General features: G+C 73.2%; 13 protein-coding genes. 12 read left to right on the top strand and 1 reads right to left on the bottom strand.

The window, feature by feature from the left end:
* From IH00_RS38200 to IH00_RS0133960, 10 genes are all read left to right on the top strand, one after another.
* Window positions 1-749: alpha/beta hydrolase (locus IH00_RS38200; RefSeq protein WP_234335073.1), on the top strand; the 749-nt coding region annotated here is incomplete at its 5' end.
* Window positions 742-1,908 carry an acyltransferase family protein gene (locus IH00_RS0134000; protein ID WP_031079990.1) on the top strand — a complete coding sequence of 389 codons (1,167 nt, stop codon included), beginning with the start codon at window positions 742-744 and terminating at the stop codon, window positions 1,906-1,908. The genes IH00_RS38200 and IH00_RS0134000, both read left to right, overlap by 8 nt.
* A gap of 28 nt (window positions 1,909-1,936) precedes the next feature.
* Complete coding sequence (locus tag IH00_RS0133995; RefSeq protein WP_199819866.1) at window positions 1,937-3,352, top strand: sensor histidine kinase; 1,416 nt, start codon at window positions 1,937-1,939, stop codon at window positions 3,350-3,352.
* Window positions 3,349-4,035, top strand: coding sequence for a response regulator (locus IH00_RS0133990; RefSeq protein ID WP_031079986.1), 687 nt, complete (start codon window positions 3,349-3,351; stop codon window positions 4,033-4,035). The genes IH00_RS0133995 and IH00_RS0133990 overlap by 4 nt, the downstream gene beginning before the upstream one ends.
* A 146-nt stretch (window positions 4,036-4,181) precedes the next feature.
* Window positions 4,182-4,517, top strand: coding sequence for a hypothetical protein (locus IH00_RS38195; RefSeq protein ID WP_107064578.1), 336 nt, complete (start codon window positions 4,182-4,184; stop codon window positions 4,515-4,517).
* A 94-nt stretch (window positions 4,518-4,611) separates the two neighbouring features.
* Window positions 4,612-5,640 (top strand): N-acetyl-gamma-glutamyl-phosphate reductase, encoded by a 1,029-nt coding sequence (argC, locus tag IH00_RS0133980; RefSeq protein ID WP_031079976.1) that lies wholly within the window; start codon window positions 4,612-4,614, stop codon window positions 5,638-5,640.
* A gap of 112 nt (window positions 5,641-5,752) precedes the next feature.
* The gene (gene argJ / locus IH00_RS0133975; protein ID WP_031079973.1) at window positions 5,753-6,904 is read left to right on the top strand and encodes a bifunctional glutamate N-acetyltransferase/amino-acid acetyltransferase ArgJ; all 1,152 of its coding nucleotides are present in this window, start codon (window positions 5,753-5,755) and stop codon (window positions 6,902-6,904) included.
* Window positions 6,901-7,803: an acetylglutamate kinase gene (gene argB / locus IH00_RS0133970; RefSeq protein WP_031079971.1), complete on the top strand. Its 903-nt coding sequence runs from the start codon at window positions 6,901-6,903 to the stop codon at window positions 7,801-7,803. Before argJ ends, argB begins: the two co-directional genes overlap by 4 nt.
* Window positions 7,800-8,996 carry an acetylornithine transaminase gene (locus IH00_RS0133965; RefSeq protein ID WP_031079969.1) on the top strand — a complete coding sequence of 399 codons (1,197 nt, stop codon included), beginning with the start codon at window positions 7,800-7,802 and terminating at the stop codon, window positions 8,994-8,996. The genes argB and IH00_RS0133965 overlap by 4 nt, the downstream gene beginning before the upstream one ends.
* 7 nt (window positions 8,997-9,003) lie before the next feature.
* Window positions 9,004-9,540, top strand: coding sequence for an arginine repressor (locus tag IH00_RS0133960; protein ID WP_031079967.1), 537 nt, complete (start codon window positions 9,004-9,006; stop codon window positions 9,538-9,540).
* A 52-nt stretch (window positions 9,541-9,592) separates the two neighbouring features.
* Here IH00_RS0133960 and IH00_RS0133955 read toward each other — a convergent pair whose 3' ends face one another.
* On the bottom strand, window positions 9,593-10,276 hold the full coding sequence (locus IH00_RS0133955; protein WP_031079965.1) for a L,D-transpeptidase family protein: 684 nt from the start codon (window positions 10,274-10,276) through the stop codon (window positions 9,593-9,595).
* 374 nt (window positions 10,277-10,650) lie between these two features.
* Between IH00_RS0133955 and IH00_RS0133950 the strand changes: the two genes are divergently transcribed.
* Window positions 10,651-11,844, top strand: coding sequence for an argininosuccinate synthase (locus IH00_RS0133950; protein ID WP_031079963.1), 1,194 nt, complete (start codon window positions 10,651-10,653; stop codon window positions 11,842-11,844).
* 95 nt (window positions 11,845-11,939) lie between these two features.
* Window positions 11,940-13,367, top strand: a complete 1,428-nt coding sequence (argH, locus tag IH00_RS0133945; RefSeq protein ID WP_031079961.1) for an argininosuccinate lyase — start codon at window positions 11,940-11,942, stop codon at window positions 13,365-13,367.
* Window positions 13,368-13,375 lie beyond the last annotated feature (8 nt).

The following is a 13,375-nucleotide window of genomic DNA, read 5'->3' as shown; positions in this document are numbered from 1 at the left end:
CCCGCCACGGCGACCGGCGGCGGGCGGCCGCCCTGCGGGTGATGGCGGACCCGGCGCGCCGCTTCCTCCTCTTCGACGGCCGTGACGGCGGCCGTACCGCCGAGGTCGTCGGGGACCTGTCCCGTGCCGAACGGATCGCCGTCCTGGTACCGGGTTCCGATACCAGCCTCGACACCTACGGGCGCTTCCGCGCCGGTGCCGTGGCGCTCCGGCAGGAGCTGGGCGACCGGGCGGCCGTCATCGCCTGGCTGGGCTACCGGACGCCCCGCACGCTGAGCCCGGAGGCGCTGACGGACGGCCGGGCGGCGGACGCCGCACCCCGACTGGGCGACTTCGTACGCCGGTTGACCGGCATCAAGCCCGGCGCCCGGCTGTCGCTGCTGTGCCACTCGTACGGCTCGGTGGTCTGTGCGGGAGCCGCCCCGGGGCTGCGCGTCGCCGACATCGTCCTGTACGGCAGCCCGGGTACCGGCGCCGGCCACGTCGGCGGAATGCGGACCCGGGCCACCGTCTGGGCCGCCCGGAGCACGGGTGACCGGATCGCCCGCGTGCCGCACCTCCGGCTCCGACTGCCCTTCGCCACCGTGGGGTTCGGGACGGACCCGGTGTCGGAACGGTTCGGCGCCCGCGTGTTCGACGCGGGCGCGGGCGGTCACAGCGACTACCTGAAGCCCGGCTCCACATCCCTGGAGAACCTCGCCCGGATCGTGTCCGGCACGACCCCCACGGAGGGCGGCCGTCATGCGTGAGCTCGCTCGGAGGATCGACTCCGCCACCCCGCCCGACCGCGACCGCGCCGTCGACGCCCTGCGCGCCGTCGCCATCCTCGGTGTGGTCCTCGGCCACTGGCTGGTGACCGCCCTGGTCACCGACAGCGGAGCGATACGCGTCGTCAGCCCGCTGTCGTCCCTGCCCGGACTCGCCCCGGTCTCCTGGGTGTTCCAGACCCTGGCGGTCTTCTTCCTCGTCGGCGGCCACGTGGGTGCGAGGAGCCACGCGGCCGCCCGCGCCCGCGGTGAGACGTACCGGCGGTGGCTCGGTGTGCGCATGGCGCGGCTGTTCGGGCCCGTCGCCACCGTGTCGGCGGTGTGGGCGGTCGCGGCGGGGCTGATGCTCGCGGCGGGGGCGGGTCTTCCGACCGTGCAGGCACTGCTCCGGCTGGTGCTGTCCCCGCTGTGGTTCCTCGTGGTCCTCGCGGTGCTGACGGCGGCGACCCCGCTGGTCGCCCGGCTGCATCCGCTGTGGCCGCTCGCCGTCGTGCTCCACGCCGACCTCGTGCGCTTCGGACTCGGCGGGCCGCAGGAGGCCGGCTGGATCAACGTGGCGGCCGGCTGGCTGGTCCCGTACTGCCTGGGCGCCTCCTGGGCGAGGAGGGGCCTGCCCGGGCGCACCACCGGGTGGGCGCTGCTCGCCTCGGGCACCGCTGCCACGGCCGGTCTCGTCCTGTGCGCCGGCTACCCGGCCTCCATGGTCGGCGTTCCCGGCGCCGGGATCTCGAACCTGGGCCCGCCGACACTGGCCGCGGTGACCTTCGGACTCGCTCAGTGCGGCGGCGCCGTGCTGCTGCTCGGACCGCTGCGGCGGGCGCTGCGCCGGCCCGTGGCCTGGGCGGGCGTCGCGCTGCTCAACCTCTCCGCCATGACGGTGTTCCTCTGGCACCAGACCGCGATGATCGCGGTCACCACGACCGGACTGCTGGCCGACGGCCCCCTGCCGGGGCTGCACACCGCTCCGGACGGCGCCGGCTGGGTCGTGGCCCGGCTCGCCTGGCTCCCGGTGTTCGCGGGGGCGCTGCTGGTGTGCTGGTCGGCGTTCCGCACGAACGAACGGAAGAGGGCGCGCGGCGGTGCGAGCCGCGTGGTGCACGAGGGGCGTCCCACTCCGTCCGGGGCGGTGCGACGTGCCTAGTGTGGGGACCGTGAAGAAGCGGGGGGACATGACAAAGCTGGCGGTGCGCGTCGCGCGCGGAGTGCGGGCGCTGCCCCGCACGGTGGCCGCGGACCTGTGGACCGGCGACGCACGGACGTCGCCGGGAACGGACCGGAGCCGTCCGGCGGGCGACTGGCTCCCGGCCGTCGTCGTGCTGCTGGTGGTGTGCGCGGCGCTCGCCTTCGCCATCAACGCCGGGGAGTACGCCGGCGGTTACGGGATGGGCACGGAGCTGGGCTTCCTGCTCTCGGGCGTCCAGGCGGTCGCGCTCGTCGCCGCGCTGTTCCGGCCGCTGCCCGCATGGTGGGCCTCCACGCTCGCCATGGCCGCGGTCGCCTGGTTCGCCGGGACCCACACCTACCCGGCGACGACCCCCTGGCCGGCGCCCGGTGTCGCGCGGCACCCGGAGCCCTGGACGGCCGTCGGGCTCGCCGTACAGGTCGCGGTGGTGTTCATGGTGGCGCTGCGGGTACCCCTCCGGGTGGCGGCCGAGGTGCTGACGCTCAGCGTCGTCGTGGCCCTCGTGTGCGCCACGTACGGCTCGGGCTCCAGCCCGTACGCCCGCCGGGCCACGCTCGCGGCCCTCGTCGTCGCCGTCGCCCTCGGTGCCGCGCTGCGCGGCCGCCGGATGGCCCGCACCGCACTCCAGGCCCAGGAGGAGCTCACCGCCGAGGAGCGGGCGCGGCGCACCCTGCTGGAGGAGCGCAACCGGATCGCCCGCGAGCTGCACGACGTGGTCGCCCACCACATGTCGGTCATCTCCATCCAGGCGCAGGTCGCGCCGCACCTGGTCGCCGATCCGTCCGACGAGCTGAAGGAGAACCTCGCCGGCATCCGCCAGAACGCGGTGGAGGCACTCGCCGAACTGCGCCACGTCCTCGGCGTGCTGCGCTCGGAGGACGCCCTGGCCCAGACCGTGCGCCACGCCCCGCAGCCCTCCCTCGCCCAGCTCGACGAGCTCCTCGCCAACGTGCGCGGCGCGGGCCTCGACGTCACCGCCCGCACCACGGGCCGGCCGCGCCCGCTGGCGCCGGGCGTCGAGCTGTCGGCGTACCGCATCGTGCAGGAGTCGCTGAGCAACGTGATGCGGCACGCGCCCGGCGCGCACGCGCGGGTGGAGCTGGGGTACGCGCGGTCCGCGCTCACCGTCCGGGTCACCAACACACCGCCGGGCCGCCCCGCCGTGCCCTCGCCCGGCGCGGGACACGGCCTGCTCGGCATGCGGGAGCGCACCGCCATGCTGGGCGGCGACCTGGCGTCGGGGCCGACCCCGGACGGCGGCTTCGAGGTGACCGCCCTCCTCCCGGCCGGCGCACACGGCGCCCCTGACGCACCCGGCACGGCCGACCGGGCGCCCCGCATCCACCCGACCGGTCCGAGCGCCCCGACCATCCCGACCGCCCCGACCGAGGACACCGCATGACCACGACACCCATCCGCGTCCTGATCGCCGACGACCAGATGATGGTCCGGCAGGGGTTCACGGTGCTCCTCGACGCCGAGCCCGGCATCGAGGTCGTCGGGCAGGCCGTCGACGGCCTCGACGCCCTCGCCAAGGTCGCCGACCTCGCCCCCGACGTGGTCCTGATGGACATCCGCATGCCCGGCCTCGGCGGCATCGAGGCCACGCGCCGCCTCACCGCCTCGCCCGACGCCGCCGCCAAGGTGCTCGTGCTGACCACCTTCGACCTCGACGAATACGTGTACGAGGCGCTGCGAGCCGGGGCCTCCGGCTTCCTGCTGAAGGACGCTTCGGCCGCCGAGCTCGCCCACGCGGTCCGCGTGGTGGCGGGCGGTGAGGCGCTGCTCGCGCCCGCCGTCACCAAGCGCCTCATCGCGGAGTTCTCCCGTGTGACCCGGTCCGCCCGCGCCCCGCTCAAGGGCCGTGCGGGCGACCTCACGGAACGCGAGACCGAGGTCCTGGCCCTGATCGCGCAGGGCCTGTCCAACGCGGAGATCGCCGAGCGCCTCGTGGTCGCCGAGCAGACGGTCAAGACCCATGTGAGCCGCATCCTGGTCAAGCTGGGCCTGCGGGACCGGACGCAGGCCGCGGTCCACGCCTTCGAGACGGGGCTGGTGCGCCCGGCCGGTCCCTGGACCCCGTGACGCGACGGAGTCCGGGAGCCGCAGCCCGGAGCGAGGTCGGTGCGGACGCCGCTCCGCCGGTTCCCGTACAGGATGAGTACGGGAACCGGAGGAGCCTGAGTACGCCGACCCAGGCGGGCCGGCGCCGGAGCCGATGGGCTGGACCCATGCACACGACGACGACCCCCGCTCCGGCCGCCGGCCGCGCCGCCGAGCCCTCCGCCCTCGACGCGGGACTGGTGTGGGCCACCGCCCTGGCGTTGGCCCTGGTCCCGGTGGCGTTCCTCTACGGGGGCCTGGCCGGGATGGCGGCGGACGTCCACCCCCGGACCGTGGCGGTCGTCACGGTCTGCTGGTGGGCGTCCTGGACGGCCACCCCGCCGCTGGTCCTGGCCTTCCGGCTGTGCCTGGGGCGCCCCCGGCTGGCCACGGCGGGACGCTGGGCGGGCTGCGCCGCGTGCGTACCGCCGGTCGCCACGATCGTGCTGGCCCTGGGCCTGTAGACCGCGGCCTCGAGCAGGCGTGCAGGGCACGACCAGCCCTTTGCATAAAGCTGCATAGCTGCGTATAGTCATGCCATCGATGAGGAGGATTCCGATGGCAGTACGAGCAGCGGTGGCGGGTGCGAGCGGATACGCGGGCGGAGAGCTTCTCCGGCTGCTCCTCGCCCACCCCCACGTCGAGATCGGCGCCCTGACCGGCAACTCCAACGCCGGGCAGCGGTTCGGCGGACTGCAGCCGCATCTGCTGCCGCTCGCCGACCGGGTCCTGGAGCCGACCGCCGCCGAGGTGCTCGCCGGCCACGACGTCGTCTTCCTGGCCCTGCCGCACGGCCAGTCCGCCGCCGTCGCCGAGCAGCTCGGCGACGACGTCCTCGTCGTCGACATGGGCGCCGACTTCCGGCTGAAGGACGCCGGCGACTGGGAGACGTTCTACGGCTCCCCGCACGCCGGCACCTGGCCCTACGGCCTTCCCGAGCTGCCGGGCGCCCGCGCCGCGCTGGAGGGGTCCAAGCGCATCGCGGTGCCCGGCTGTTACCCCACGGCCGTGTCCCTGGCCCTGTTCCCGGCGTACGGCAGCGGTCTCGTCGAGCCGGAGGCCGTGATCGTCGCGGCCACCGGCACCTCCGGTGCCGGCAAGGCGCTCAAGCCGCACCTGCTCGGTTCCGAGGTCATGGGCTCCATGTCCCCGTACGGCGTCGGTGGCGGCCACCGCCACACCCCCGAGATGATGCAGAACCTCGGGGCGGTCGCCGGTGAGCCGGTGACGGTCTCCTTCACCCCGACCCTCGCCCCGATGGCCCGCGGCATCCTCGCCACGTGCAGCGCCCGGGCGAGGCCCGGCACCACGGCCGAGGACGTGCGCGCCGCGTACGAGAAGGCCTACGCCGACGAGCCGTTCGTCCACCTGCTCCCGGAGGGGCAGTGGCCCGCCACCGCCTCCGTGTACGGCTCCAACGCCGTCCAGGTCCAGGTGGCGTACGACGCGGCGGCCGGGCGCGTGATCGCCATCAGCGCCATCGACAACCTCACGAAGGGCACCGCCGGCGGCGCGGTGCAGAGCATGAACATCGCCCTCGGGCTCGCCGAGGGAACCGGACTTTCCACGATCGGAGTGGCACCGTGAGCGACGCACGGCCGGCCGCCGGGCGGCGGACCACGACGAGCCCCGCACCCCCGTGCTGCGCGGGCGACAGCGACATCAGCCGCTACCGCGGCGGAGCGAACGGAGAAACGCAGTGAGCGTCACGGCAGCGAAAGGATTCACGGCGGCGGGCATCGCCGCCGGGATCAAGGAGAACGGCAACCCGGACCTGGCCCTCGTGGTCAACACCGGTCCCCGCCGCGCCGCCGCCGGCGTCTTCACCTCCAACCGCGTCAAGGCCGCACCGGTCCTGTGGTCCGAGCAGGTCCTCAAGAGCGGTGAGCTGACCGCCGTCGTGCTCAACTCCGGCGGCGCGAACGCCTGCACCGGCCCGAAGGGCTTCCAGGACACCCACGCCACCGCCGAGAAGGCCGCCGACGTCCTCGGCATCGGCGCGGGCGAGGTCGCCGTCGCGTCCACCGGCCTCATCGGCGTCCTGCTGCCCATGGACAAGCTCCTGCCGGGTGTCGAGAAGGCCGCCGCGGCCCTCAGCGAGCACGGCGGCGAGAAGGCCGCCATCGCCATCAAGACCACCGACACCGTCCACAAGACGTCCGTCGTCACGAAGGACGGCTGGACCGTCGGCGGCATGGCCAAGGGCGCGGGCATGCTCGCCCCCGGCCTGGCCACCATGCTCGTCGTCCTCACCACCGACGCCGACGTCGACGCCCCGACGCTCGACAAGGCGCTGCGCGACGCCACCCGCGTCACCTTCGACCGGGTCGACTCCGACGGCTGCATGTCCACCAACGACACCGTCCTGCTGCTCGCCTCCGGCGCCTCCGGCACCACCCCGGCGTACGCCGATTTCGCCGATGCCGTCCGCACGGTCTGCGACGACCTCGGACGCCAGCTCATCGGCGACGCGGAGGGTGCGTCCAAGGACATCCGCGTCGAGGTCGTCAACGCGGCGACCGAGGAGGACGCCGTCGAGGTGGGCCGCTCCATCGCCCGCAACACCCTCCTCAAGTGCGCGATCCACGGCGAGGACCCCAACTGGGGCCGCGTCCTGTCGGCCATCGGCACCACCAGGGCCGCCTTCGAGCCCGACCGGCTCAACGTCGCCATCAACGGCGTCTGGGTCTGCAGGAACGGCTCGGTCGGCGAGGACCGCGACCTCGTCGACATGCGGTACCGCGAGGTGACGGTGACCGCCGACCTGGCGGCGGGCTCGGAGTCCGCGGTGATCTGGACCAACGACCTCACCGCCGACTACGTCCACGAGAACAGCGCGTACAGCTCATGAGCACGACGCGGAAGCACACCGCCCTGCCCAAGGCCCAGATCCTCATCGAGGCCCTGCCCTGGCTGACCCGCCACCGCGGCAAGACCGTCGTCATCAAGTTCGGCGGCAACGCCATGGTGGACGAGGAGCTCAAGGCCGCGTTCGCCCAGGACGTCGTCTTCCTGCACCACGCCGGCCTCCGGCCGGTCGTCGTGCACGGCGGCGGCCCCCAGATCAGCGCGGCCCTGGACCGCCACGGCATCGTCAGCGAGTTCAAGGCGGGCCTGCGGGTCACCACCGAAGACGCGATGGACGTCGTCCGCATGGTCCTCGCCGGGCAGGTCCAGCGCGAGCTGGTCGGGCTGCTCAACCGGCACGGCCCGCTCGCCGTCGGCCTCACCGGCGAGGACGCGCACACCATCACCGCCACCAAGCACCAGCCGCGCATCGACGGCGAGCTCGTCGACATCGGACGGGTCGGCGAGATCACCGCGATCGACGCCGGCGCCATCGAGGCCCTGCTCGCCGACGGCCGCATCCCGGTCGTCTCGTCGATCGCCCGTTCCCAGGACGACGGACATGTCTACAACGTCAATGCTGATACGGCGGCTGCGGCACTCGCTGCGGCGCTGGGTGCCGAGACCCTGATGGTCCTCACCGACGTCGAGGGCCTCTACGAGGACTGGCCCCACAGCGACGAGGTCATCAGCCGCCTCACCGCCACCGAGCTGGAGAAACTGCTGCCCGAGCTCTCCAGCGGCATGGTCCCCAAGATGGAGGGCTGCCTGCACGCCGTACGGAACGGCGTGACGACCGCGCGTGTCATCGACGGCCGCGTGCAGCACTCCATCCTGCTGGAGATCTTCACCGACGAGGGCATCGGCACGATGGTCGTGCCGGACGGACAGGGGGAGCCGTGAGCGGGAACGAGCAGCTGACCGGGCGCTGGCAGGGCGCCCTGATGAACAACTACGGCACGCCCAGGCTCCCCCTCGTGCGCGGCGCGGGTGCCAAGGTCTGGGACGCCGACGGCACCGAGTACCTGGACTTCGTCGGCGGCATCGCCGTCAACGCACTCGGCCACGCCCACCCCGCGGTCGTCGAGGCCGTCTCGGCACAGATCGCCTCGCTCGGCCACGTCTCGAACCTCTTCGTCGCCGAGCCGCCCGTCGCCCTCGCCGAGCGGCTGCTCCAGCTCTTCGGCCGTCCCGGCAAGGTCTTCTTCTGCAACTCCGGCGCCGAGGCCAACGAAGCGGCCTTCAAGATCGGCCGGCTGACCGGCCGGACCCACATGGTCGCCACCACCGGCGGCTTCCACGGCCGCACCATGGGCTCGCTCGCGCTCACCGGCCAGCCCGGCAAGCAGGAGCCGTTCCTGCCGCTACCCGGCGACGTCACCCATGTGCCGTACGGGGACGCCGAGGCGCTGCGGTCGGCCGTCACCGACCGGACGGCGTTCGTCATCATCGAGCCCGTCCAGGGCGAGAACGGCGTCGTCGTCCCGCCCGCCGGCTACCTCAAGGCGGCCCGCGAGATCACCCGGGCCACCGGGACCCTCCTCGTCCTCGACGAGGTGCAGACCGGCATCGGCCGCTGCGGCCACTGGTTCGAGCACCAGGCGCACGGCGTGGAGCCCGATCTCGTCACCCTCGCCAAGGGCCTGGGCGGCGGCCTGCCCCTCGGCGCGACCGTCGCCTTCGGCCCGGCGGCCGAGTTGTTCGGCCCCGGGCACCACGGCACCACCTTCGGCGGCAACCCCGTGGCGTGCGCCGCCGGACTGGCCGTGCTCGACACCCTGGCCGCCGGTTCCGCCCTCGACCAGGTCAAGCGGCTCGGGGAGAAACTGCGCGACGGGATCGAGGCCCTGGGCCACCCGCTGGTCTCCCACGTCCGTGGCGCCGGCCTCCTGCTGGGTATCGTGCTCACCGAGCCCCTCGCGCCCCAGGCGCAGCAGGCGGCTCAGGACGCCGGCCTCCTGGTGAACGCGCCCGCCCCCGACGTCGTACGGCTCACGCCGCCGCTGATCATCGGTGACGACGAGGTGGACGCCTTCCTCAGGGCCCTGCCCGGCGTCCTGGACGCAGTCAACGGGGAAGGACGATCCGGAGAATGAGACGACGATGAGCGAGGCCCAGGACAACGACCACGGCGGGCCGTCCGTTCCGCAGACCCGCACCGCACGCCACCGCCGGATCGTGGACATCCTCAACCGGCAGCCGGTCCGCTCCCAGAGCCAGCTGGCCAAGCTCCTCGCGGACGACGGGCTGAGCGTCACCCAGGCGACGCTCTCCCGCGACCTCGACGAACTCGGCGCGGTGAAGATCCGCAACACGGGCGGCGAACTGATCTACGCGGTGCCCAGCGAGGGCGGCTTCCGCACGCCGCAGGCACCGCTCGGCGAGTCGGCCAAGGAGGAGCGCATGCGGCGCCTCTCCGCCGAACTGCTGATCTCCGCCGAGGCGTCCGCCAACCTGGTGGTGCTGCGCACCCCGCCGGGCGCGGCGCAGTTCCTCGCCTCCGCCATCGACCAGGCGGAACTGCACGCCGTCCTGGGCACCATCGCGGGTGACGACACGCTGTTGCTCATCTCCCGCGACCCGGCCGGCGGCCAGGCGCTCGCCGACCACCTGCTGCGCCTGGCGCAGCGCGAGCGGTAGGGCGCTCCCCGGCGCCGGGGGAGCGGGCGCCCCGGGCCGGGGTGAGCGCGCGTCAGTACCGGGTGAGGGCGGTCGGCCCCGACGCCGTACCGATCGCGATGTGCGGTCGCCGGCCGGGGTCCGCCCACGCCAGGATCCGTTCCATCGCGCGCCGCGGCACCGACACGCACCCCGCCGTGGGGCCTTCACCCGCGACGTGCAGGAAGATGCCGGCGCCCCGTCCGCGGACCGGGCGTGCGTAGTTGAAGCCGGTCACCAGGGCATGGGTGTACTGCCGCCGGTAGCTGACGAGGTGTTCGGACTCGGAAGCCCGGCAGTCGCCGGGCAGCCCCTCCACCCAGCGGTTGTACGACCGCGACCGGTCGTCCTGGCACCACCACGAGTCGCGGGTCACGCGGCGGTAGGCGAAGCCCGTGCCCGGCGGGGCGGCGTCGATGCCGAAGGCGTACGGCAGGGAGTACAGGCCCGTGGGCGTGGTCGAGGTGCCCTGCCGGCGCCGCGCCCCGTCGACCAGGCCGTTCGCGCCGAAGCGCGCCGTCGTGGAGCCGGCCCGCACCCACCTGCCGCCGTGCCGCTCCCACCACGTCACCGTTCCGGTGGTGGCGCCGGCGTGCGGCGCCTCGGCCGTGATCAGCTGCGTACCGCCCCCTGTGTCCGCCATCCGCGCGGGCAGGGGCGCGCTGTCCACGGGCGTCAGCACCAGCAGGACGGACGCGAGCACGAGAGCGAGGCGCATGCCCCGGACGCTACGCCGCGGTACCGCGCCTCGCCCGTGCGGCGCGTCCGGACGGGCGGGTGGCCTCACCGGCCTCGGACGGTGTCCGTGCGCCGCGGCAGGGGGAACGGGAGTGCCGGCAGCCCGTCCAGGCTCACGCCGACATGGTCCTTCTTCTGGCAGGACGCCGCGAACTCCTGGTCCGTCCTGCGGCCGAAGTGCTCGGCGTGCTGCGTGCGTTCCTCGCGTGGGTCGGGTACGGGACGGTGCCCACCGCACGCTCGTCGGCCGGTCCGCCGTGCGCCTCCGCTCAGCCCTCCGACCCCCGCGTTGACAAAACATACAGGGGTCTGCATAGTTATACCTGTCAGTGAATGCACCGTAAGGAGAAACCCGTGACCGAGCGCGTCGTACTCGCCTACTCGGGCGGACTGGACACCTCCGTCGCCATCGGCTGGATCGCCGAGGAGACGGGTGCCGAGGTCATCGCCGTCGCCGTGGACGTCGGCCAGGGCGGCGAGGACCTGGACGTCATCCGCAAGCGCGCGCTCGCCTGCGGTGCGGTCGAGGCGGAGGTCGCGGACGCCAAGGACGAGTTCGCCGACGAGTACTGCCTCCCGGCGATCAAGGCGAACGCGCTGTACATGGACCGCTACCCGCTGGTCTCGGCGCTCTCCCGCCCCGCCATCGTCAAGCACCTGGTCGCCGCCGCCGAGAAGCACGGCGCCGGCATCGTCGCCCACGGCTGCACGGGCAAGGGCAACGACCAGGTCCGCTTCGAGGCCGGCATCCAGGCCCTCGGCCCCGACCTGAAGTGCATCGCTCCGGTCCGTGACTACGCGATGACCCGGGACAAGGCGATCGCCTTCGCCGAGAAGGCGGAGCTCCCGATCGCGACCAGCAAGAAGTCCCCGTACTCGATCGACCAGAACGTCTTCGGCCGTGCCGTCGAGACCGGCTTCCTCGAGGACATCTGGAACGCGCCGATCGAGGACATCTACGAGTACACCTCCAACCCGGCCGCGCCCCGCGAGGCCGACGAGGTGATCATCACCTTCAAGGAGGGTGTCCCGGTCGCCATCGACGGCAAGCCCGTCACGGTCCTCCAGGCCATCCAGCAGCTCAACGAGCGGGCCGGCGCCCAGGGCATCGGCCGGATCGACATGGTCGAGGACCGGCTCGTCGGCATCAAGTCCCGCGAGGTCTACGAGGCCCCCGGTGCCATCGCGCTGATCACCGCCCACCAGGAGCTGGAGAACGTCACCGTCGAGCGCGAGCTGGCCCGCTACAAGCGGCAGGTCGAGCAGCGCTGGGGCGAGCTCGTCTACGACGGCCTGTGGTTCTCCCCGCTGAAGCGGGCCCTGGACGGCTTCATCGACGAGGCCAACCAGCACGTCTCCGGCGACATCCGGATGACGCTGCACGGCGGCCGTGCCGTCGTCACCGGCCGGAAGTCCGACGAGTCGCTCTACGACTTCAACCTGGCGACCTACGACACCGGCGACACCTTCGACCAGTCGAAGGCCCAGGGCTTCATCGACATCTTCGCGCTCTCGTCGAAGATCGCGGCCAAGCGCGACCTTTCCTGATCCGCGTCCGTCGACCACACCGCCTCCCCGTTGATCCCGGCGGGGAGGCGGTCGCACATCCCGACCAGTGCAGCACCCCCTCCGAGGAGCAAGCAGTGAGCAGCAACAACGGTGACGTCCGGCTCTGGGGCGGCCGTTTCGCCGACGGTCCCGCCGAGGCGCTGGCCAAACTGTCGGCGTCCGTGCACTTCGACTGGCGCCTCGCGCCGTACGACATCGCCGGCTCCCGCGCCCACGCCCGCGTGCTCCACCAGGCCGGGCTGCTCACCGCGGACGAGCTGACGCGCATGCTGGCGGGTCTCGACCGGCTGGAGGCCGACGTCGCCGACGGGTCGTTCACCGGCACCATCGCCGACGAGGACGTCCACACCGCGCTGGAGCGCGGGCTGCTGGAGCGGCTCGGGCCGGACCTGGGCGGCAAGCTGCGGGCCGGCCGGTCCCGCAACGACCAGGTCGCCACGCTGTTCCGGATGTACCTGCGCGACCACGCCCGGGTCATCGGCGGCCTCCTCGCCGACCTCCAGGACGCCCTCGTCGGCCTCGCCGAGGCACACCCGGACGTCGCCATGCCGGGCCGCACCCACCTCCAGCACGCCCAGCCCGTGCTCTTCGCCCACCACGTGCTCGCCCACGTCCAGTCGCTCTCCCGGGACGCGGAGCGGCTGCGCCAGTGGGACAAGCGCACGGCGGTCTCCCCGTACGGCTCCGGCGCCCTCGCCGGCTCCTCCCTCGGGCTGGACCCGGAGGCGGTCGCCAGGGACCTGGGCTTCGAGAACGGCAGCGCGGGCAACTCGATCGACGGCACGGCCTCGCGCGACTTCGTGGCCGAGTTCGCCTTCATCACCGCCATGATCGGCGTGAACCTCTCCCGGATCGCCGAGGAGGTCATCATCTGGAACACGAAGGAGTTCTCCTTCGTCACCCTGCACGACGCCTTCTCCACCGGTTCGTCGATCATGCCGCAGAAGAAGAACCCGGACATCGCCGAGCTCGCCCGCGGCAAGTCGGGCCGCCTGATCGGCAACCTGACCGGGCTCATGGCGACCCTCAAGGCCCTCCCGCTCGCGTACAACCGCGACCTCCAGGAGGACAAGGAGCCGGTGTTCGACTCCTGCGACCAGCTGGAGGTCCTCCTCCCGGCCTTCACCGGCATGATGGCCACGCTCACCGTCAACCGGGAGCGGATGGAGGAGCTCGCCCCGGCCGGTTTCTCGCTCGCGACGGACATCGCGGAGTGGCTGGTCAAGCAGGGCGTGCCGTTCCGGGTGGCGCACGAGGTCGCGGGCGAGTGCGTCAAGGAGTGCGAGGCGCACGGCATCGAGCTCGACCAGCTCACCGACGAGCAGTTCGCCAAGATCTCCGAACACCTCACCCCCGAGGTGCGGACGGTCCTGAACGTCCCCGGCGCCCTCGCCTCCCGCAACGGGCGGGGCGGCACGGCTCCCTCCGCCGTCGCCACCCAGCTGGCCGAGGTCAAGGCCGACCTGGTGATCCAGCGCGCCTGGGCCACCGCCAAGCAGTAGTCCGGCAG

It is taken from the genome of Streptomyces sp. NRRL S-118, from assembly GCF_000716335.1.
GTDB lineage: Bacteria > Actinomycetota > Actinomycetes > Streptomycetales > Streptomycetaceae > Streptomyces.
This window is presented reverse-complemented; position numbering and strand designations above follow the sequence as displayed.